Origin of the sequence: Rhodanobacter thiooxydans LCS2 (assembly GCF_000264375.1) — a bacterium.
Lineage (GTDB): Bacteria > Pseudomonadota > Gammaproteobacteria > Xanthomonadales > Rhodanobacteraceae > Rhodanobacter > Rhodanobacter thiooxydans.
Genome location: NZ_AJXW01000076.1, coordinates 1 through 19422, shown reverse-complemented (window position 1 = coordinate 19422; position 19422 = coordinate 1). Strand labels below are relative to the sequence as shown.

Below are 19422 nucleotides of genomic sequence, written 5' to 3'. Positions count from 1 at the left end.
GGCCAGGGTCAGCACCAGCACCAGCACGAACCACAGCCACTGGCGGGTGAAGATCCGCCACAGGTCGATCAGGTAGATTTCATCGCGTTCCATGATTCGCCACTCGCTGGGTGGAAGGTGAAGGGGCCGGCGCGCGCCGGTTCGGCAGCCAGCTGGCGATGACCGGCAGCACCAGGCAGATGCCGATGAAGCCGGCGTTGGTCCAGGTGAATGCCTGCGGCGCGAACGGCGACATCACGCCGACGTAGGCCATGCGCAGGAACATCAGCAGGGAGAACAGCGGCACCGCCGGGCGCAGCCGCTGCACGCTCCACAGCAGCAGCGCGTACAGCGCGAACACCGACAGCGCGGCGCCCACCGGACCGAACGCCATCAGGAACGGGAAGAACTCGGTGCCCACGTTGATGTTCGACGCATCCAGCGGGATGCTCGTGCCGGCCGTCACCACGGAGCCGTGCAGCGGCACCAGCTGGTTGATCAGGAAATCGGGGTTGAGGTAGCCCTTGGCCAGGATCGCGCTGAAGTTGTAAGGGCCTGCGCTGGCGTACAGCAGCAGCCATTTGATGCCTTGCGGCGCGGCGTGGTAGGCCGCGCTGAACGGCAACGTGACGTAGTCCAGCGGCCCCGAGCGCAGGATGCCGAGGATCGAGAAGATGCTGCTGCCGGTGAGTGCCAGCAGGAGCAGGGTTTTCCACGGCAACGGCTTCGTCTCGTCCCGGCGCAGCACCAGCACCAGCGCGAACGAGAAGAAGGTGGCGAACAGCCGGTTGCGGTCGATCACCAGCACCGGGAACATGAAGCCGATGGCGATCAGCGCGATGCGCAGCCGCCGGCTGCGTGCGCACAGCAGGCCGATCGGCGGCAGCACCCAGCACATGTCCGAGACGTGCCGCACGTGCGCGCGGCCGCCGTCCATCACCGCATAGGCCGAGGGCTTGTCGAACAGCGGGATCGGGAACAGCGTAAGGTCGAGCACGCAGAACAGCACGATCAGCCAGGCCAGCGCCAACGCAAGGAACGCCTCGCGGGTGCCGGCGTAGTGGCGCGCGCGGAAACGCGCGAACTCCGGCAGCCGCACGCTCGCCTGCACGTCGAACAGGATGATCACCGCCGCGAGCAGGGCCAGCAGCAACAGGCCCTGCAGGTAGTCGACGGAAAGGTCATAGGTGAACCAGGTCAGCCCGCAGGCGAACAGCAGCGGCAGGCTGAGCCAGCTGGAGGGAAGCCGCAGCAGCTGTTTCATGGCAGCCCCGCGTGGGGCGTCGGCGGCGGCGGCCGGGTGCGCGCCGCCAGCACCAGCGACAGGTAGGCCGCCACGTGCGCCAGCAGCGGCCCCGGCCGGCGCTGCAGGAAGGCGATCTTGGCGTCGATGTAGTGCGCCTGCGCGCGCAGCAGGGTGCGGTACGGTTCGTCGAACAGGCCGGCGCGGCGCAGCGCGATGTGCCGCGATTCGGCGAGGTTGCCCAGGCGCGTCTCCAGGTGCCGGGTGCGGCTCAGGTTCGCATCGTGCATGCGGTAGGCGCACACGCCGACGTCGATGAAGCCGAGCGCGTCGCGCGCGGCCAGGCGCAGGAACAGGTCCCAGTCCTCGATGCGCAGCCCCTCGCTCCAGCGGTCGACGGTGTCCAGCGCGCTCTTGCGGATCAGCGCGACCGGCCCGCCCACCGCCCACTGCCGGATCACCGCGCGACGGATGCCGTCGTCGGAGCAGTACAGGCTCTTGTCGGCGCCGTGCAGGTCGCACATGCCGCTGTCGTGCAGCTTGCGGTCATCCTGGTCGACCACGATCGAGTCGCCGATCACCGCGCCCTTGCCCGGGTGTTCCTGCAGGTAGCGGACCTGGGCGTCGAGGCCGCCGGGCAGCAGGTAGTCGTCGCTGGCGCCCGGGCGCAGGAACTCGCCGTTCGCCCGCGCCGCCAGCTCGTTGAGGGTCGCGGCGATGCCGCGGTTGCCGCGCTGCACGTACTCGATCGGGATATCCATGCAGTGCGTCGCCACCCAGTCGGCGATGAGCGCGCCGGTGCGGTCGGTCGAGCCGTCGTCGATGATGATCAGCTCCTTCGCCGGGTACGGGTCCTCCAGCACGCTGTCCAGGCAGCGCCGCACGAAGCGCTCGTGGTTGAACGCCGGAATCAGCACCGAGACCAGCGGCGGCGCGGCGCTTGCGGATACGTCGTACGCCATCGTCACAGCCCTCCCAGGTAGCGCCGCACGACCAGCAGGTTGAAGGCGAGGTAGCCGAGGTAGTTGGCGGCGAAGGCGTACATCGCGCCGACCAGGCCGAAGCGCGCGGTGAACACGTAGACCAGCGCCAGGTAGCTCGCCGCGAACAGGCACTCGGAGATCACGAACAGCCGCGTCATGGCCTTGGCCAGCATCACGTAGGAAAGGATGAAGGCCGCGATCTTGATGACGTCGCCGACCAGCTGCGGCGCGTACAGCGCATTGGCCGGCGCGAAGTCCACGCTGAACAGCCAGCGCGTCAGCGGCTCGCGCAGCAGGTACACCGAGGCGGCCAGCACCACCACCACCGGCAGGATGTAGCGGTACGCATGGCGCAGCTCGGCCAGCAGCGCGTCGCGCCCCTGGATCGAGGCCAGCTTGGGCAGGTAGTAGATGTTGATGGCCGCGGTGAGGAACAGCAGGTAGGCGTCCGACACCTTGCCCACCGCCTGCCAGTAACCGACCTGTTGCCAGCCCAGCTCCAGCGCGAGGTGGTCGCGCACCGCGATGTTCACCAGTGGCGAGACCAAGGCGGCGGTGAGCGTCATCACCGAGAACGCGGCCAGCCGCCAGGTCATCTCGCGGTCGAAGCGCAGCCGCAGCATGCTGCGCCGGAAGTACGGGCTGCGCCACCACGCCGGCAGCCCGACCAGCAACCACAGCAGCTGGCCCACCACCAGCGCCAGCAGCGCGCCGTACAGGTGCAGCCAGCGCGCCAGCGCGATCACCGTGACGATGCTGAGCATCGAGCCCAGCACCTGGATCAGCGCCAGCCGGCGCACGTCCATGAAGCCGTTGACCACGGCCAGGATGTAGTTGACCAGCGCAATGCCGAGCTGGGCCACGGCCAGCACGCGGATCAGCCCCGCGTAGGCCGGGTCGTCCAGCAGCCACGACGCCAGCGGCCGGCTGAACGTCAGCGCCAGGCAACCCATCAGCAGCGAGGCGCACAGCGCGTACCACAGCGCGGCGGCCAGCAGGCGCGCGAGGCGCTGCGGATCCTCGCGGTACTCGGCCACGTACTTCACGATGCCGGCGCTGATGCCGCCGCCGGCCAGCACCGCCAGCAGCGACATCAGGCTCATGAACTGGCCCAGCTTGCCCACGCCCTCCGGCCCGGCGAACCACGCCACCAGTTTGACCACCACCAGCGCCGCCAGCAGCCGCGCCGCGGTGGCCAGGCCGGAGTAGAAGCCGGCGCGCGCGATGTTCACGGCGGGCACCGGAACGTCTGGCAGGCGTCGATCACGCGCTGCACCGCGTCGTCGCCCAGCGTGGGGTCCATCGGCAGGCTCAGCACTTCGTCATGCAGGCGTTCGGTCAGCGGCAGCCGCAGGTGGTGCAGCTCCGGGTAGGCCGGCTGCCGGTGCGGCGGCACCGGGTAGTGCACCTGGCTGTGGATGCCGTGCGCGAGCAGGTGCCGCTGCAGCGCGTCGCGCCGGGCGCAGCGCACCACGAACAGGTGCCAGGCGTGGCCCTCCTCGTGCGCCACCTGCGGCAGCCGGATCTGCGCATGGGAGATGCCGTCGCGGTAGCGGCGCGCCACCGCGCGGCGCCGCGCGACGTCCTCGTCGAGGTGGCGCAGCTTCACCCGCAGCATCGCCGCCTGGATCTCGTCCAGCCGCGAGTTGACGCCCTGGCAGAGGTGGCGGTACTTCACCTCGGAGCCATAGTTGCGCAACGCCGCGACCTGGCGCGCCAGCCGCGCGTCGGCGGTCACCACCGCGCCGCCATCGCCCAGCGCGCCGAGGTTCTTGGCCGGGAAGAAGCTGAAGGCCGCCGCGTCGCCGAACGCGCCGGCGCGGCGGCCGTCGCACGCTGCGCCATGCGCCTGCGCGGCGTCCTCGATCAGCAGCAGCCGGTGCCGCGCCGCCAGCGCCGCCAGCGCCGGCATGTCAGCCAGCTGGCCGTACAGGTGCACCGCCATGATCGCGCGCGTGCGCGGCCCGATCGCCGCCTCCACGCAGGCCGGGTCGAGGTTGAAGCTGGACGGGTCGGGTTCCACCGGCACCGGCAGCAGCCGGTTCGCGCTGACCGCGAGGAAGCTGGCGATGAAGGTGTTGCCCGGCACGATCACCTCGTCGCCCTCGCGCAGCGCGCCGAGCTGCAGGTAGCCGCGCAGGATCAGCGCCAGCGCATCCAGCCCGTTGCCCACGCCCAGCGCGCGGGGCACGCCGCACCAGGCGGCGAACTCGTGCTCGAACGCCGCCAGCTCCGCGCCCATCACGTACCAGCCCGAGTCGATCACCCGCGCCACCGCCGCCTTCAGCTCGTCGGCATGGCGCGCGTTGATCGCCCCGACGTCGAGGAACGGCACGTCGGCCAGGGCGGCTTCGCTCGCGGCGCCGGCCATCACAGCGGCCACTCGTAGAAGTCGTGCACCACCGCGCGCGCGCCAAAGTATTCCTTCTGCGTGACCAGGCCGCCGTTGAGCACGCGCCCTTCCTGTTCGGTGGAAATGCCGAAGCTGAAGTACGCGCGGTCGGCGTAGACGCCGCCGATCAGTTCGGCCAGCAGGAAACTGAGCGCACCGGCACTGCGGCCCTGCTCCGACACGGCCATGTACTGGGTATGCGCGACCTTGCCGAGGTCGTAGACCAGCACGCCCGCCAGCAGCTCGCCCTCGCGGCGCGCCTCGTGCAGCACCAGCTGCTGCGGGAAGCGCGCCTGCAGCAGGCGCAGTTCCGCCAGGCTGTGGGTCGGCCGCGCGTCGTGCTTGCGCAGCACCTCGCTCAGCAGCGCGTGGAACTGTGCCGGGTCGGTGGCGGGCTTGAGCTCGATGCCGGCCTTGCGCGCCTTGTTGACCGCGCGCTGGCGACCCTGCGAGAAGTGGAACGACTCGCGCAGCGCGATCGCCGAGGAGAGGTCGCGCCGCTGCAGCCGCGCGCCCAGGCGGTGCAGCGCGTACAGGTCCTCCTCGGCCGGGTAGGCGTGGAAGATGTGCGGCACCGCCTTGTAGATCACCCGCTCCACGCCGAGCGCGCGGTAGTGGCGGGCGATCTGCTCGAACACGCCCAGCGTCGACTCGGCGCGCAGCCCCTGCGTGGTGAGCAGCCCGGCGTAGGTGAGGCCGGCGTGGCTGGTCACCACGGCGCCCTGGCGGCTGGCGGGAAACACCGCCACCGCCTCGCCGTGCCGCTCGACCACCAGCGACTGGTCGACGAAGCGCTCGGCGTGGTAGTCCATGTAGCCGCGCCGATGCAGCAGGTTGCCGTTGCGCGAGCGCCCGACCAGCGCGTCCCAGGCGTGCACGTCGGCGGCGGTGTAGGGCCTAACACTGCACATCGGCGACTCCCTCCGCGTAGTCGGCGGTGGCCAGGCCGAAGCCGTCCACGCCCATGTCGTTGCCGTTGTAGAACATCAGCAGCCTGTCGCGCTGGCGGAGCAGCGCGGGATAGCACAGCGCGCGCGAGTCCCAGCCGCTGGCGGACAGCGCGATGCCCAGGCTCGCGTCGCGGCGCTGCCACGCGATGCCGTCGTCGCTCGCGGCGACGCCGGGGAAGTAGTCGCCATTGACGTTGCCGCGGGTGAAGTACATCAGGTAGCGCCTGCCGTAGCGGTACACGCGCGGCCGGCCGATGCGGTATTCGCTGCCCTGCGGGCGCAGGCAGACCTGATCCGCGCGGGGGATCGCAGAGAGGTCGTCCGTCGCCACGTGGCGGATGTGGTAACGCGGAAACGGCTGGCCGCCGATGCTTTCCCAGTCGTCGCCCACCGCGTACCACAGGCGCCAGCGGCCGTCCTCGTATATGGCCGTATGCACCGCGGCGATGGTGCTGCGGCCGGGCGCGCGATCCAGGATCGGGGTGTCCTGGGTGCGCTGGAAGCTGTTGCCGCCATCGCGCGAGATGGCCAGGCCGGTGAAGGCCAGGAACTTGGCCCGGGCCACGCGCTGGAAACCGACGTAGAACAGGTGCAGGCCACCCGGCGCGTCGACCAGGTCGCCCAGGATCATGCCGCTGTCGTCGAAGCAGCCGCCCCGGCCGATGTTGAGCACCGGCTCCGTGCTGACCCGCACCACCGTCGCGGGGTCGTCCGCGCGCACGTCGACGTAGCCGATCCGGCTGACCCCGTCGACGTCGCGAAATCCCGCATAGACGCGGATGAGTTCGTCGTCGAGGCGGTACGGCGTGGGGGTGAGCGCCGAGTGCCGCATCCAGCCGCCCACTCCCTGCCGCGCGGTGTCGAAGACCAGCCCTTGCTTGGTCCAGGCGAACATGCGCGCGTCACAGCCTCACGTCGAGGCTGGACTTGCCGGGCAGCGCGTGCGCCGGCGAGCCGACGTAGACGCGGCCCGGTTCGGTGTCGCGGGTCACCAGCGCACCGGCGCCGATCACGTTGTCGGCGGCGACTTTCACGTGGTCGTTGAAGGTGCTGTTCACGCCCACGAAGCTGCTCTGGCCGATCTCGCAGTAGCCGGAGATGACGGCGTGCGAGGCAACGAACACGTGGTCATGCACCACCGTGCGGTGTCCCACATGGTTGCCGCTCCACAGCACGCAGTTGTGGCCGATGCGCACGAACGGCTGCACCACGTTGCCCTCGAAGATGAAGCTGTTCTCGCCCACCTCGGCGTTGCGCCACACGAAGGCGCGCGAGCTCACGTAGCTGGCGAGCCGGTAGCCGCGGCGCTTCGCATCAAGGTAGAAGCGCGTGCGCAGGCGGTTGAGCTGGCTGGCCGGGATGGCGACGAACAGCTCGAACTCCGCCGGCGGGTGGCTCGCCTCCAGCGTCTCGTATGCCACCACCGGATGTCCGGCCAGCTGCGGCTGCGCAAGGTAGTCGCGCTCGACGCTGAAGGCGACCACGTCGCGGTCGCCGTCGTGCTCGAAGTACTCGCAGGCGATCTGCGCGAACTCGCCCGCGCCGACGAGGACTAGAGGCTTTGGCATGCGGCCAGGCCCTCCTGGTACACCGGGCCGCGCACCTCGCGCAGGAACACCGCGTAGTCGGTGATGTAGTCGGCCGGGTCGTACACGTGGTCGGCCAGCACCATCAGCACGCAGTCTTCGCTGAAGTCGTACAGCTCGCGCCACACCATGCTGCCCAGGTGCAGGCCGTACGCGGGGTCGTCGAGCACCACCCGCACCGGGCCGGTGCCGTCGTCCAGCAGAAAGGTGACCGAGCCGCGCACCGCCACCGCAAGCTGGTTGAGGTGGCGGTGCGCATGCCGGCCGCGGTGCACGCCGTCGTGGGTGGCGAACAGGTAGTACACGCGCCGGATCACGAACGGCACGTTCCGGTCCTGCTCCAGGGCGACCAGCATGCCGCGGCTGTCGCCGTGCTTCTGCAACGGGATGCGTTCGATTTCCATGTTCCGGGCCCGGCAGTGATGTCGAGGGGAGGACCGACCTCACTGGGTGCCGCCCGGCGTGCGAAAGGTTGCGGCGGGAACCTCGCCGGGCGGCAGCGACTCCGATGTCATGCGGGCGACGCTCACGGCCGCCGCGCCAGACTCGCGGCGGCTACCTTGGGACCCTTCATCCATGACATGCTCTGGCCAGCGCAGCACGATGGAAACTCCCCGCGCCTTCCCGCCCGGGTGGGCGCGAACGCCGCCGGCATCAATACTGGCCGTTTCATCACGCACCGATGGGCTTGACGACGCTCTGGCAAGCAGCACGGTCCCCCGCCGCACCCCGGCTTGCGGTGCGCTCCGGCCGGTGTGGCGCGCGTGCGGCTGAGGTGCCGGTGACGCGGCCGCAGGTGTATCGCGCGCGCGGCAGTCGGGTCTTCCGCGGCGCGCTCGCGCTGCTGCTCGCCGCGGCCGGCCTGGCGCCGGCGCTGCATGCGCAGGTCACCTTCAACGGCGCAGCCGCGCTCAGCTCGCAACTGGTGGACCGCGGCCAGGCGATGACCCCCGACACGCCGATCCTGCAGGGCGCCGCCTCGTGGACCTTCCCGGCCGGCTGGTCGCTGGGCCTGTCCGGCAGCACGCGGCTGCGTTCGCCCGGCCGCCTGCTGGCGGCGCTGGCGCAGGCCTCGCGGCAATGGGCGCTGGCCGACAACTGGCAGATGCAGGCGAACCTGTTTTATTACCGCTACCAGGGCAGCTCGCGCTCGCACGCGTTCGACCGCGCCGAAGCGGGGCTGAGCTGGAGCTACCGCGACGTGCTGACCCTCGGCCTGTCGGCGATCCACGTGATCGGCGGCCGGCACCGGCTGCGCGGCGCCGCGGACGCCAGCCTGCAGTGGCCGCTGACGCGCGAGTTTTCGCTGTCCGCCGGCGCGGGCATCGCGCAAGCCCCGATCGCGCCGTACGATAGCTACGGCTACGACCGCCCGGGCCCCTCCGAATACGCCCGCGCCGGCGGCTACCGCCAGCGCCCGGCGGCGGAGTTCCGGCGCTACGGCCACCTCGGACTGATATGGAGCCGCGGGGCGTGGCGGGTGGAAGCCCAGCGCATCCTGGCCGACCCGCGGACGCGCTGGCAATCGGACGCTTTGGACGCCTCGCCGTGGGTGCTCACCGTCTCGCGCTCGTTCTGACCGGAGGCAACCTTTCCGCACTGACGCGGCACCCATCCAGCGACCCGGCACCGTCCCTCGACCCAAGCGAGGATCCCATGCACGACGACGACCTCGATTCCGATGTCACCGACCGCATGCTGCTGCAGCGCATGTCAGGCGGCGATCGTGCCGCGCTGGGCATCCTGTACCGCAGCTATCACGGCCGGCTGTGCCGCTTCCTCGGCCGCCTGACCCGCCGCGCCGACGTCATCGAGGAAGTCATCAACGACTGCTTCTGGATCGCCTGGCAGAAGGCCGGCAGCTTCCACGGCGACTCGCGCGTCTCCACCTGGCTGATGGGCATCGCCTACCGCAGCGGGCTGAAGACCCTGCGCCAGTACGGCGACGCGCCGGTCGAGGACGACCCCCGCCGCGAGGAGCGCAGCGCCGTCCACGACCTGGACGAGGACCGCGAACTGCGCGACTGGCTGAGCAAGGGGCTGGACCGCCTGTCGGCGGACCAGCGCGTGGTGGTCGAGCTGGTCTACGGCGTGGGGCACAGCCTGGACGAGGTGGCGGTGATCATGCAGTGTCCGGTGGGCACGGTGAAGGCGCGCCTGTTCCATGCGCGGGTCAAGCTGCGCAACGTGCTGCCGAGCCTGGCGGGCGAGCCGTCCCAACACACCGAGGCCATGCCATGACGTTCCCGCTGGATTCCGGCAAGGACTGCGTACGCGCCTGGGAAATGATGCCGTGGGTGCTGCAGGACAGCGCCACAGCGGAACAGGGCGCGTGGCTGGAAGGCCACCTGGCGCAATGCGCGGCCTGCCGCGCGGAGTTCGCCCAGCAGAGCCGGCTGCGGCTGGCGCTGTCGCTGCCGGCGCAGCTCGCGCCCGACGTCGAGGCCGGACTAGGCCGCCTGCTGCAGCGCCTCGACGCGCCCGCGGCGCCGGCTGCCCCGGCGCGTGCGCGCGCGGCCGGCTGGATCAACCGCGCGCTGGTCGCCGCGGTGCTGGTGCAGGCGCTCGGCATTGGCATCCTCGGCGTGAAGCTGTGGTCGGCGGACGGCACGCCTGCCTATCGCACGCTGAGCCAGCCAGGCCAGCCCGCGCTGGCGGGGACGATCCGCGTGGTGCCCGACGCCGGCATGACGCTGGCCGACTGGAACGCGCTGCTGCACGCGCTGCGGCTGCAGGTGGTGGCCGGCCCCAACGACGTCGGCGCCTATACGGTGGCGCCGGCAAGTTCCGCCTCGACCGCGCAGCAGGCGCTGCAGCAGCTGCGCAGCACGCGCGGCATCGTGCTGGCGGAGCCCGTCGCCACGCCATGAAGCGCGGCCTGCCCGTTCTCGTCATGGCGCTCGCCCTGGCCGCGTGCGCGTCCACCCCGCCGCTGGCCGGCAGCGGCCCCGGCCGCACCACGGCTGGCGACGCGGCCGCGATGGACAGCCAGCGCGACATCATCCTGGCGGTCGCCAACCCGCTGCAGCCGCCGCCGATCCACGCCGGCTCCAGCGTGCTCGGCTACGCCCCGTCGCGCTACTACGGCGCCGGCCAGCAGGCGGCCTCGACGCTGGCCGCGCTGCGCCAGCGCTATGCCTTCAGCGAGCTCGCCGGCTGGCCGATCAAGGCGCTCAAGCTGTACTGCATCGTGCTGCAGCCGCCGCCCGGCACCAGCCGCGACAGCCTGCTGCAGGCGCTCGCCGCGGATCGTCGCGTGCAGCTGGCGCAACCGCTGCACGACTTCGCCGTGTACGCGCAAAGCGCCGCCGGCGGGCACGCGTACAACGACCCCTACGTCGGCCTGCAGCGCGGCTTCATCGAGACCGAGGCGGCGCGCGCGCACCGCTACAGCGAAGGCCGCGGGGTGCGCGTGGCGGTGGTCGACACCGGTGTCGACCTGGCCCATCCCGACCTCGAGGGACGCATCCACGACGCGCACAACCTGGTCGACGACGACGCGGCGGCGTTCGACCGCGACAGCCACGGCACCGAGGTCGCCGGCGTCATCGCCGCGGTCGGCGACAACCACCTGGGCATCGTGGGCATCGCCCCGCAGGCCGAGCTCAGCGTGTACAAGGCCTGCTGGTATCCGCCCGCGCCGAATGCCGGCGCGCGCTGCAACTCCTTCACGCTGGCCAAGGCGCTGGCCGCGATCATCGACACCGACGACCGCATCATCAACCTGAGCCTCGGCGGCCCCGCCGATCCGCTGCTCGACCTGCTGCTGGTGCAGATCCTGCAGCAGGGCCGCATCGTGGTGGCCGCGATCCCGCCGGAGGGCAACCTGGCGGGTTTTCCCGACAGCACGCCCGGCGTGCTGCTGGTCAGGATGAGCGGCCCGTCGACGGCGCCGCCTGGCGTGCTGAGCGCTCCCGGAAACGACATCCTGACCACTCAGCCCGAGGGGGGCTACGACTTCACCTCCGGGCCGTCGATGGCCGCGCCGCACGTGAGCGGCATGGCCGCCCTGCTGCTGTCGCTGGCGCCGAGGCTGGACGTGCGCGCGATCCGCGACCTGCTGCTACGCAGCAGCAGACTCTCCGGCGGCGTGCTGCAGGTGAACGCTGCCGCCGCCGTGACGGAACTGCGCGGCACACCGCAAGCCGCCCGCTGAGCGGGCGGCGCCCTGCCGGGCGGCTGTTCGACAGCGTTTTTTTACACAGCGCATTCACCCGGCTGATCGCAATGTAAGCGGGCGCCCAGGTGCGGGTGCCACGGTCAGGAGCATCCCATGTCGCCGAAGCGGCACGCCGACTTGAGCCAGGAGTTCGTCGAGCAGCAGCGCCTGCGCCTGCTGGCGTTGCGCAAGCAGTTGCTTGGCGGCGAGGAAAACGATCTGGCCGGCAAGCGGGCGTTCCAGCGGCAGCACGGCGAAGAGGCCGAAGAAGAAGAGGACGACGCGCAGGATCTGTCGCGGCGGGAAGTCGACCAGGCCCTGCACAACGTGGACGATCGCCGCGTGGCGAACATCGAGCGTGCGCTGCAGAAGATCGCGGAAGGCAGCTACGGCCAGTCGGACCTCAGCGGCGACCCGATCCCGCAGGCCCGGCTCGAAAGCACACCCGAAGCGATCCTCACCGTGCAGGAAGAACGCCGCCAGGAGGCCGACGCGGCGCGCTAGTCCGTCCGAAGGAGCAGGCCGGCCGCGGGCGTGTCGACAACGCCGCCCCGGTATCCGGGTTGCGGGCGAATACAGACATAGTTGACGGAATCGCCCGAATTGCCCGGGCATGCCGGCGTTCCCGCGTGCTCGAATCCCTCACGCATTTACCTGCGCTTCTGTGTTGACGCGCCGCCAACACGGACAAACCTATTTTACGAACTCTTTCGTAGCGCGAAGCACACGCCGTCTTTCTGATCGTCTACCGTCATCGGTGGCAACCATGGCATCCAGCCCGCAGCACTACGACTTCCTCATCCTCGGCAGCGGCGAATCGGGAAAATACCTGGCATGGACCATGGCCAGGGCTGGCCACCGCGTCGCCGTGATCGAACGCCGCTGGATCGGCGGCTCCTGTCCGAACATCGCCTGCCTGCCGAGCAAGAACGTCATCTACAGCGCGCAGGTGGCATCACTGGTTCGCCGCGGCAAGGAGTTCGGCATCGCTGCGGGCCCGGTCGGCATCGACATGGCGGGGGTGCGCGAGCGCAAGCGCACGATGGTCAATGAGCTCATCGCGATCCACCGCAACAACTACACGAACAGCGGCGCGGAGCTGATCATGGGCGAAGGCCGGTTCATCGCACCGAAGACGATCGAGGTGCAACTGCAGGATGGCGGCACCCGCGTGCTGAGCGGCGAGCTCGTCTATCTGAACCTGGGTACCCGTGCGGCGATCCCCGACGTACCGGGCCTGCACCAGTCCACGCCACTCACGCACGTCGAGGCGCTCGAACTGGACCGCGTGCCGGAACACCTGATCGTGCTGGGCGGGGGTTATGTCGGCCTCGAGTTCGCGCAGCCGATGCGGCGCTTCGGCAGTCGCGTCACGGTGGTGGAGCAGGGCCCGCAGCTGGCCGGCCACGAGGACCCCGACGTGGCGCAGCTGCTGATGCGGCGCTTCGCCGACGAAGGCATCGTGGTCGAGCTGAATGCCCGGCCGAGCAGGGTCGAGGGTCGCTCCGGCGACAAGGTCCGCTGCCATGTGCAGACCGCGGCGGGCGACAAGGTCATCGAGGGCAGCGACATCCTGGTGGCGGCCGGACGCACGCCGAATACGCAGGCGATCGGTCTTGACGTCGCGGGTGTGAACCTCGATGCGCGCGGCTATGTGCAGGTCAACGAACGCCTGGAGACCAGCGCGCCCGGGGTGTGGGCGATGGGCGACTGCGCGGGGAGTCCGCAGTTCACCCACGTTGCGTTCGATGACTTCCGGGTGGTCAGGGACAACCTCGCCGGTGGCCAGCGCACGACCCGGGACCGGCTGGTGCCGTATTGCATGTTCACCGATCCGGAGCTTGGCCGGGTCGGTCTGAACGAGACGGCGGCACGGCGCGCCGGCATCGCCTACCGCGTTGCCCGCACGCCGATGGCGGCGGTGTTGCGCACCCGCACCTTGTCCGAGACGGGCGGGTTTCTCAAGGCGCTGGTGGCCGCCGACAGCGATCGCCTGCTCGGCTTCACCGCGCTGGGCGTATCGGGCGGTGAGGTGATCGCGGTGGTGCAGACCGCGATGCTGGCCGGACTTCCCTACACCGCCTTGCGCGACACCATCTTTACCCACCCCACGATCGCCGAGGGCCTCACGGTACTGTTTGCCAACCCGCCGGCCACGCCCGCAGCCGCCGCGCACTGACCACGCGATCATCCCGCCGGGAGAGGCGCGTGCCCCGCGCAGGGACGCGCCGATTTTCACCGATTCAGAACGGTGCCAAGGCACATCATTCGACAGGTGTTCCCGCATGGGTGGTCGTGTATGGATCTCCTGCAGGGAAACGCCATTGCGCACGGATCATCCGCAAGGAATCACGATCTTCGCGCCGCGGGAGAGGCCGTCACGACAACGACCGACAACCATGGAAGCATCCCCGCGGACACACAAATTTCGCAGCACGGAACCATCAGACCAGAGACTGCCATGACCATCCTCGTCGCCGGCACCACCGCGCCGGAGTTCACCCTGCATTCCACCCCCGACCAGAGCGTGGCGCTGAAGGAGTTCCGCGGCCGCAACGTGATCCTGGCGTTCTACCCCGCCGACTGGAGCCCGGTGTGCAGCGACCAGCTGGCGCTGTACAACGAGTTGCTGGACGAGTTCGCCCGGCTCAACGCGCAGCTGCTGGCGATCTCGGTGGACGGCGTGTGGAGCCATGCCGCGCTGGCACGCGAGCGCAAGTTCCACTTCCCGCTGCTGTCCGACTTCGAGCCGAAGGGCGAAGTGGCGCGCGCCTATGGCGCGTACGACGCGGAGCACGGCGTCGCGGGCCGCGCGCTGTTCGTGATCGACGGCGACGGCGTGATCTGCTGGAGCTACCTGTCGCCGATGGGCGTGAACCCGGGCGCCGCCGGCATCATCAAGGCGCTGGAAGCGCTGCCGTCGAACAACATCCAGAAAACGCTGCCCGCCGACACCGCACAGGAGACTGCATGATGCTGCACGAGGACTCGATCCTGGCCGTGCCGGTAGCCGCGCACGACCATATCCAGGGCAACGCGCATGCCGTGGTGACCCTGGTGGAGTACGGCGATTTCCAGTGCCCGGCCTGCGGCATGGCCTACCCGCTGGTGAAGCAGTTGCAGCACCGTTACGCCGGCAACCTGCGCTTCGTGTTCCGCCACTTCCCGCTGGCCCAGGCGCACCCGTACGCGACCCTCGCCGCCGAGCTGGCCGAGGCCGCCGCGGTCGAGGGCCGCTTCTGGGCGATGCACGACTGGCTGTACGAGCACCAGGAGGAATGGGCTCCCTACGGCGGCGCCGGGCTGGAAGCCGGCGTGCGCGCGCTGGGCCTGGACGAGCAGGCGCTCGCCGCCACCCTGCGCAGTCCCGGCATCGATGCGCACATCCGCCGCGACTTCATGGGCGGCGTGCGCAGCGGCGTCAACGGCACGCCGAGCTTCTACGTCAACGGCTACCTGTACCAGGGCGATTTCGACACGCTGGTGCACGCCATCGGCCGGGTGATCGCCCGGCAGTCATGACCACAGGGCCCTGAACAGGGCCCGGGCTGTCGTCATTCCCGCGAGGCGCTTTTCAACGGCCGAAGGCCGGTCAAGCGGGAATGATCTGACCGGAGGTCTTTCGAGGTTCCCACTCGCGCACTACATCCAGGAGCGCCAGCACCCATGAACGAGAACACTATGCCCTCTCCCGAAGCACTGCCGGGAAATCTCCAGCAGCTGCTGCCGCAACTGGAAGCGCTGTACACCGACATCCACGCACACCCGGAACTGTCGATGCAGGAAACGCGTACCGCGGGCCTGGCCGCCGACCACCTGCGCGCCGCCGGCTACGAAGTGACCACCGGGGTCGGCAAGACCGGCGTGGTCGGCCTGCTGCGCAACGGCGACGGCCCCACCGTGATGCTGCGTGCCGACATGGACGCGCTGCCGGTCGAGGAAGCGACCGGCGTGGCTTACGCGAGCAAGGTCACCGCAACCGACCCCGAGGGCAAGAGCGTGCCGGTGATGCACGCCTGCGGCCACGACATGCACGTCACCTGGCTGGTCGGTGCGACCACGCTGATGGCGCAGACCCGCGACAGCTGGCGCGGCACGCTGATGGCGGTGTTCCAGCCGGCGGAAGAGACCGCCCAAGGCGCCCAGGCGATGATCGACGACGGCTTGTTCAAGCGTTTCTCCAAACCCGACGTGGTGCTCGGCCAGCATGTGATGGTCGGCCCGGCGGGCGCCGTCGGCGGACGCAAAGGGGTGATCACCTCGGCCGCCGACAGCCTGCAGATCCGCCTGTTCGGGCGCGGCGCGCACGGCTCGATGCCGCAGGCCAGCATCGATCCGGTGGTGATGGCGGCGGCGACGGTGCTGCGGCTGCAGACCATCGTCGCGCGCGAGCTGGCGCCGACCGAGGCGGCGGTGCTCACCATCGGCTCGCTGCAGGCCGGCACCAAGGAAAACGTGATTCCCGACGAGGCCGTGATCAAGCTCAACGTGCGCACCTTCGACGAGGGCGTACGCAAGCGCGTGCTGGCCGCGATCACCCGCATCGTCAACGCCGAGGCGGCCGCCTCGGGCGCGCCGAAGCCGCCGGAGATCACGCCGCTGGACAACTACTCGCTGGTGACCAACGACGACACGGCGACAACGACCGTGGTCGAGGCGTTCCGCCGGCACTTCCCCGCCGAACGCATCCGCGAAACCGGGCCGACCTCGGCCAGCGAGGATTTCGGCTCGTTCGGCGCCGAATGGGGCGTGCCGTCGGTGTTCTGGTTCGTCGGCGGCACCGACCCCGACATCTACGCCAAGGCCAAGGCCGCGAACCGGCTCAACGAGATCCCCACCAACCACAACCCGCGCTTCCTGCCGGTGCTGCACCCGACCCTGGAGACCGGCGTGGAGACGCTGATGGTGGCCGCGCGGGCATGGCTGGCGGCGGCGCGCTGAACCATGGAACAGCCGACCGAAGCCACCCGGGCTGTGCTGCACGTCCTGCCGTTGGTGCTGGACCTCGGCGGCACCTTCGTGTTCGCCATCAGCGGCGCGATGGTCGCGGTCCGGCACCGGCTCGACATCTTCGGCGTGCTGGTGCTGGCGTTCGCGGCGGGCAACGCGGGCGGCATCACGCGCGACCTGCTGATCGGCGCGGTGCCGCCGTCGGCGATCGCCGACCTGAAATATTCCGGCGTGTCCGCGCTAGCCGGGTTGCTTACCTTCTACTGGTATCCGGTGACCCACCGGTTGCGCCGCGACGTGCAGTGGCTGGACGCCGTGGGACTGGCGTTCTTCGCGGTCGCCGGTGCGGAGAAGGCGCTGCTGCACGGCATCCACCCGATCATGGCGGCCCTGCTCGGCATGGTCACCGGCATCGGCGGCGGCATGCTGCGCGACGTGCTGGTATCCGAGATTCCGGCCGTGTTGCGCGCCGACCTGTATGCGCTGGCGGCGCTGGCCGGCGCCAGCGTGGTGGTGAGCGCCCACCTGCTGCACCTGCACCCGATGGTCGCCGCGCTGCTCGGCGGCGGCCTGTGCTTCGCGCTGCGCTTCATGGCGATCCGGTACGGCTGGCACCTGCCGACGGCCCAGCCGCCGCAGGAGGAGGCAGCGGACGCCCCACGCCGGCGGCACCACGACGAAGGGAACTGAAATGGGAACCTGCGTATTGCTGTGCGGCCGGATGTTCGATGGCCGGGCCGACCGGCTGACCGGCCCGGTCGAGATCCTCGTGGAAGACGACCGCATTGCCGAGATCGGCCCCACGGTGCGCCGGCCGCCCGATGTGCGGACGATCGACCTGTCCGGGCGCACCGTGAGCCCCGGCTTCATCGACAGCCACGTCCACCTGACCATGGATGCCGCCGATCTGGCCCGACAGACGCTGGCGTCGTCCGCGACCAAGGCACTGAAGGGATTGAGCATCGCCCGCGAGTACATGCGCTACGGCTTCACCACGTTGCGCGACATGGGCTGCGTCGATCCGGACTTCCCCACCGTGGACCTGCGCAATGCGTTGGCCGCCGGCCTCGTCGAGGGGCCGCGGCTGATCGTCGCCGCGCACATCATCAGCTCGTCCGGCGGGCATGGCGACCTGCGCGGTTTCTACGGGCCGCGCTGGGACATCCCCGTTTCCGCCATCGCCGACGATGCGGGCGCGATCAAGGCGCTGGTACGCCGCGAGCACGCCTTCGGCAGCGACTGGATCAAGACCACCAACACCGGCGGCTACTTCAGCCCCGGCGACGACCCCGCCCGCGTGACGTGGTTCGACGACGAGATGAACCTGCTGGCCGCCACCGCGCAGCAACTGGGCATGCCGGTAGCGGTGCACACCGGCGCCGCCGACGGTTGCAGGCAGGCCATCCGCGCCGGCGCCCGCAGCCTGGAACACGCCTACCTGATCGACGATGCCGCGCTGGCGATGGCGCAGCAGGCCGGCACCTTCCTGGTGCCGACCATGCAGATGACCCGCGAAGACCTGCACGCGCTGCACGAGCACACCCTGCCGTGCCAGGCGGTGTGGAAGTTCAGCCGCGACAGCGGCACGATCGTCGACTCGCAGCGGCTGATCGCGCAGAGCGAGGTGAAGATCGCCTACGGCACTGACTGCGGCATGTTCCCCTTCAGCCACGGCATCCTCGAATTCCAGGCGATGGTGGCGGCCGGCCTCACCCCGCTGCGCGCGCTGAGGGCCGCTACCAGCGTGGCGGCGGAGCTGCTCGGCCAGGACGACATCGGGGTGCTGGCCGTGGGCAAACACGCCGACATCGTGGCCATGCCGGGCGATCCGCTGGCCGACATCAGCGCCACCGCCGGGGTGGACTTCGTGATGAAGAGCGGCCGCGTCTATCGCAGCCCGGGCGCGCCACGCACGGCGCGGGAGAAGTGATCGGGGTCTTGCGCAGGAATCGCGCAACCTTGCGCGGGTGGAGTGACCCCGATGAAGTCTGCCGCTGGATTGCTCGGGAAAGGACGTTCTGATTACGGGCGCGGTCAGCGGCTTTGGGGCGACGGCTCTCGCCTTGGCCAGACAGGGCACCAGGGTTTGCATCGGCGATGTCAGCGACGGCAGCCCCTCGATCGGTTTCATGACCGGCCGGGTGTATCCGGTGGGTGCGCGGACGGCTCACTGAAACCGACCACCATGGAAAAACATTGAAGTCAGGAGAAACCGACATGACACAACGTGTTCTGGTGACCGCCGGCGCCAGCGGCATCGGCAAGGAAATCGCGCGGGCATTCGTCGCCAGCGGCGCCACCGTCTGCGTCTGCGACATCAATGTGCAGGCGCTGGAGACGGTCGCGAATGACATTCCCGGCCTGGTGACCCTCGTCTGCGACGTGTCGAAGCGACAGGACATCGAACGCATGGTCGCCAGCGCCACCGAGGCACTGGGTGGGCTGGACGTGCTGGTCAACAACGCCGGCATCGCCGGCCCCACCGCGCCCGTCGAGACAGCGGATCCCGATCAGTGGGAGGCGGTAATGGCCGTCGACGTCATCGGCACCTTCCACGTCACGCGGCTGGCGATCCCGTACCTGAAGCAATCCCCGGCCGGCAGCATCGTCTGCATGTCCTCGCTCGGCGGCCGCTACGGCTATCCGAACCGGAGCGCCTACTGCGTCGCGAAGATGGGGCTGATCGGCTTCACCAAGACGCTGTCGCGCGAACTGGGCCAGTACGGCATCCGTTGCAACGCGATCGCGCCGGGGGCGGTGGGCGGCGAACGCATGGAACGCGTACTGCAGGGCCGCGCCGATGCGGACCACACGTCGCTGGAAGAAGAGCGGCAAGCCATGATGAGCATCCAGTCGATCAAACGCTTCGTCGACCCGAAGGACATCGCCAGCCTGATCGTGTTCCTCGCGTCAGATGCAGGCAAGTCGATTTCGGGACAGGTCATTCCCATCGACAACGATGCGCAGACCTCGGCCTTGTGACGGCGGACCCATGTCGTGGCAAGAACGCACGAGCCTCGGTCGCCATCACGCCCTCCGCGACTGCAGCGGCACTCGGCCGAACGGCACGCTCCGCATCGAGATCGAGCCGCCGCCGATGCCCTCAACCGGGAAGCTCAACCGATCCATGGGGCAGGCACTCCACGCCAGCTTCTGCCAGCGAGAGCGGCGGGCAGGGCC

At 69.9% G+C, this 19422-nt stretch carries 20 protein-coding genes; 12 read left to right on the top strand and 8 right to left on the bottom strand.

Annotated features, from left to right (window positions below):
- Window positions 1–79: 79 nt before the first annotated feature.
- Genes UUA_RS14745 through UUA_RS14710 form a run of 8 tightly spaced genes read right to left on the bottom strand, consistent with a single transcriptional unit; the run spans window position 80 to window position 7537 of the window.
- The gene (locus tag UUA_RS14745) at window positions 80–1243 is read right to left on the bottom strand and encodes an oligosaccharide repeat unit polymerase (RefSeq protein ID WP_008438234.1); all 1164 of its coding nucleotides are present in this window, start codon (window positions 1241–1243) and stop codon (window positions 80–82) included.
- Window positions 1240–2184 carry a glycosyltransferase family 2 protein gene (locus tag UUA_RS14740; RefSeq protein ID WP_008438233.1) on the bottom strand — a complete coding sequence of 315 codons (945 nt, stop codon included), beginning with the start codon at window positions 2182–2184 and terminating at the stop codon, window positions 1240–1242. The genes UUA_RS14745 and UUA_RS14740 overlap by 4 nt, the downstream gene beginning before the upstream one ends.
- 2 nt (window positions 2185–2186) lie before the next feature.
- A complete protein-coding gene (locus UUA_RS14735; protein ID WP_008438231.1) occupies window positions 2187–3437 on the bottom strand; it encodes an O-antigen translocase in 1251 nt (416 codons plus the stop codon).
- Window positions 3434–4576 (bottom strand): DegT/DnrJ/EryC1/StrS family aminotransferase, encoded by a 1143-nt coding sequence (locus UUA_RS14730; RefSeq protein WP_008438229.1) that lies wholly within the window; start codon window positions 4574–4576, stop codon window positions 3434–3436. Before UUA_RS14730 ends, UUA_RS14735 begins: the two co-directional genes overlap by 4 nt.
- Window positions 4576–5508 (bottom strand): GNAT family N-acetyltransferase, encoded by a 933-nt coding sequence (locus UUA_RS14725; protein ID WP_008438228.1) that lies wholly within the window; start codon window positions 5506–5508, stop codon window positions 4576–4578. The genes UUA_RS14730 and UUA_RS14725 overlap by 1 nt, the downstream gene beginning before the upstream one ends.
- A complete protein-coding gene (locus UUA_RS14720) occupies window positions 5495–6442 on the bottom strand; it encodes a glycoside hydrolase family protein (RefSeq protein WP_008438226.1) in 948 nt (315 codons plus the stop codon). Before UUA_RS14720 ends, UUA_RS14725 begins: the two co-directional genes overlap by 14 nt.
- Before the next feature lie 7 nt (window positions 6443–6449).
- Window positions 6450–7115: an acetyltransferase gene (locus UUA_RS14715; RefSeq protein WP_008438224.1), complete on the bottom strand. Its 666-nt coding sequence runs from the start codon at window positions 7113–7115 to the stop codon at window positions 6450–6452.
- Window positions 7100–7537, bottom strand: a complete 438-nt coding sequence (locus UUA_RS14710; protein ID WP_008438222.1) for a sugar 3,4-ketoisomerase — start codon at window positions 7535–7537, stop codon at window positions 7100–7102. The genes UUA_RS14715 and UUA_RS14710 overlap by 16 nt, the downstream gene beginning before the upstream one ends.
- Window positions 7538–7914: 377 nt before the next feature.
- On the opposite strand from UUA_RS14710, the gene UUA_RS14705 reads away from it, so the two are divergent.
- The 12 genes from UUA_RS14705 to UUA_RS14650 all read left to right on the top strand — a co-directional run bounded on the left by UUA_RS14705 (window position 7915) and on the right by UUA_RS14650 (window position 19224).
- The gene (locus tag UUA_RS14705; protein WP_008438221.1) at window positions 7915–8712 is read left to right on the top strand and encodes a TorF family putative porin; all 798 of its coding nucleotides are present in this window, start codon (window positions 7915–7917) and stop codon (window positions 8710–8712) included.
- Between the two features lie 77 nt (window positions 8713–8789).
- A complete protein-coding gene (locus UUA_RS14700) occupies window positions 8790–9374 on the top strand; it encodes a sigma-70 family RNA polymerase sigma factor (RefSeq protein WP_008438219.1) in 585 nt (194 codons plus the stop codon).
- Entirely contained in the window at window positions 9371–10003 is a 633-nt protein-coding gene (locus tag UUA_RS14695; RefSeq protein ID WP_008438217.1) for an anti-sigma factor family protein, read from the top strand. Before UUA_RS14700 ends, UUA_RS14695 begins: the two co-directional genes overlap by 4 nt.
- Complete coding sequence (locus UUA_RS14690) at window positions 10000–11289, top strand: S8 family serine peptidase (RefSeq protein ID WP_008438214.1); 1290 nt, start codon at window positions 10000–10002, stop codon at window positions 11287–11289. The genes UUA_RS14695 and UUA_RS14690 overlap by 4 nt, the downstream gene beginning before the upstream one ends.
- A gap of 117 nt (window positions 11290–11406) precedes the next feature.
- Window positions 11407–11796, top strand: coding sequence for a TraR/DksA C4-type zinc finger protein (locus tag UUA_RS14685; protein ID WP_008438213.1), 390 nt, complete (start codon window positions 11407–11409; stop codon window positions 11794–11796).
- A 262-nt stretch (window positions 11797–12058) separates the two neighbouring features.
- Window positions 12059–13471 carry a mercuric reductase gene (locus tag UUA_RS14680; RefSeq protein WP_008438212.1) on the top strand — a complete coding sequence of 471 codons (1413 nt, stop codon included), beginning with the start codon at window positions 12059–12061 and terminating at the stop codon, window positions 13469–13471.
- A 282-nt stretch (window positions 13472–13753) separates the two neighbouring features.
- Entirely contained in the window at window positions 13754–14266 is a 513-nt protein-coding gene (locus UUA_RS14675; protein ID WP_008438211.1) for a redoxin domain-containing protein, read from the top strand.
- On the top strand, window positions 14263–14814 hold the full coding sequence (locus UUA_RS14670; RefSeq protein WP_235605981.1) for a DsbA family protein: 552 nt from the start codon (window positions 14263–14265) through the stop codon (window positions 14812–14814). Before UUA_RS14675 ends, UUA_RS14670 begins: the two co-directional genes overlap by 4 nt.
- A 144-nt stretch (window positions 14815–14958) precedes the next feature.
- Window positions 14959–16233 (top strand): M20 family metallopeptidase, encoded by a 1275-nt coding sequence (locus UUA_RS14665; RefSeq protein WP_008438209.1) that lies wholly within the window; start codon window positions 14959–14961, stop codon window positions 16231–16233.
- 36 nt (window positions 16234–16269) lie between these two features.
- Window positions 16270–16932, top strand: coding sequence for a trimeric intracellular cation channel family protein (locus tag UUA_RS14660; protein WP_039954164.1), 663 nt, complete (start codon window positions 16270–16272; stop codon window positions 16930–16932).
- A gap of 1 nt (window position 16933) precedes the next feature.
- Window positions 16934–18172: a metal-dependent hydrolase family protein gene (locus UUA_RS14655; RefSeq protein ID WP_039954162.1), complete on the top strand. Its 1239-nt coding sequence runs from the start codon at window positions 16934–16936 to the stop codon at window positions 18170–18172.
- A gap of 287 nt (window positions 18173–18459) precedes the next feature.
- The gene (locus tag UUA_RS14650) at window positions 18460–19224 is read left to right on the top strand and encodes an SDR family oxidoreductase (protein ID WP_008438206.1); all 765 of its coding nucleotides are present in this window, start codon (window positions 18460–18462) and stop codon (window positions 19222–19224) included.
- The last annotated feature ends 198 nt before the right edge of the window (window positions 19225–19422 follow it).

Excerpts from the sequence above, each read along its gene's own strand:
- UUA_RS14745 (WP_008438234.1), bottom strand. The coding sequence starts at position 1,243 with ATGAAACAGCTGCTGCGGCTTCCCTCCAGCTGGCTCAGCCTGCCGCTG.
- UUA_RS14740 (WP_008438233.1), bottom strand. The coding sequence starts at position 2,184 with ATGGCGTACGACGTATCCGCAAGCGCCGCGCCGCCGCTGGTCTCGGTG.
- UUA_RS14730 (WP_008438229.1), bottom strand. The coding sequence starts at position 4,576 with ATGGCCGGCGCCGCGAGCGAAGCCGCCCTGGCCGACGTGCCGTTCCTC.
- UUA_RS14725 (WP_008438228.1), bottom strand. The coding sequence starts at position 5,508 with ATGTGCAGTGTTAGGCCCTACACCGCCGCCGACGTGCACGCCTGGGAC.
- UUA_RS14720 (WP_008438226.1), bottom strand. The coding sequence starts at position 6,442 with ATGTTCGCCTGGACCAAGCAAGGGCTGGTCTTCGACACCGCGCGGCAG.
- UUA_RS14715 (WP_008438224.1), bottom strand. The coding sequence starts at position 7,115 with ATGCCAAAGCCTCTAGTCCTCGTCGGCGCGGGCGAGTTCGCGCAGATC.
- UUA_RS14710 (WP_008438222.1), bottom strand. The coding sequence starts at position 7,537 with ATGGAAATCGAACGCATCCCGTTGCAGAAGCACGGCGACAGCCGCGGC.
- UUA_RS14700 (WP_008438219.1), top strand. The coding sequence starts at position 8,790 with ATGCACGACGACGACCTCGATTCCGATGTCACCGACCGCATGCTGCTG.
- UUA_RS14695 (WP_008438217.1), top strand. The coding sequence starts at position 9,371 with ATGACGTTCCCGCTGGATTCCGGCAAGGACTGCGTACGCGCCTGGGAA.
- UUA_RS14690 (WP_008438214.1), top strand. The coding sequence starts at position 10,000 with ATGAAGCGCGGCCTGCCCGTTCTCGTCATGGCGCTCGCCCTGGCCGCG.
- UUA_RS14685 (WP_008438213.1), top strand. The coding sequence starts at position 11,407 with ATGTCGCCGAAGCGGCACGCCGACTTGAGCCAGGAGTTCGTCGAGCAG.
- UUA_RS14680 (WP_008438212.1), top strand. The coding sequence starts at position 12,059 with ATGGCATCCAGCCCGCAGCACTACGACTTCCTCATCCTCGGCAGCGGC.
- UUA_RS14675 (WP_008438211.1), top strand. The coding sequence starts at position 13,754 with ATGACCATCCTCGTCGCCGGCACCACCGCGCCGGAGTTCACCCTGCAT.
- UUA_RS14670 (WP_235605981.1), top strand. The coding sequence starts at position 14,263 with ATGATGCTGCACGAGGACTCGATCCTGGCCGTGCCGGTAGCCGCGCAC.
- UUA_RS14665 (WP_008438209.1), top strand. The coding sequence starts at position 14,959 with ATGAACGAGAACACTATGCCCTCTCCCGAAGCACTGCCGGGAAATCTC.
- UUA_RS14655 (WP_039954162.1), top strand. The coding sequence starts at position 16,934 with ATGGGAACCTGCGTATTGCTGTGCGGCCGGATGTTCGATGGCCGGGCC.
- UUA_RS14650 (WP_008438206.1), top strand. The coding sequence starts at position 18,460 with ATGACACAACGTGTTCTGGTGACCGCCGGCGCCAGCGGCATCGGCAAG.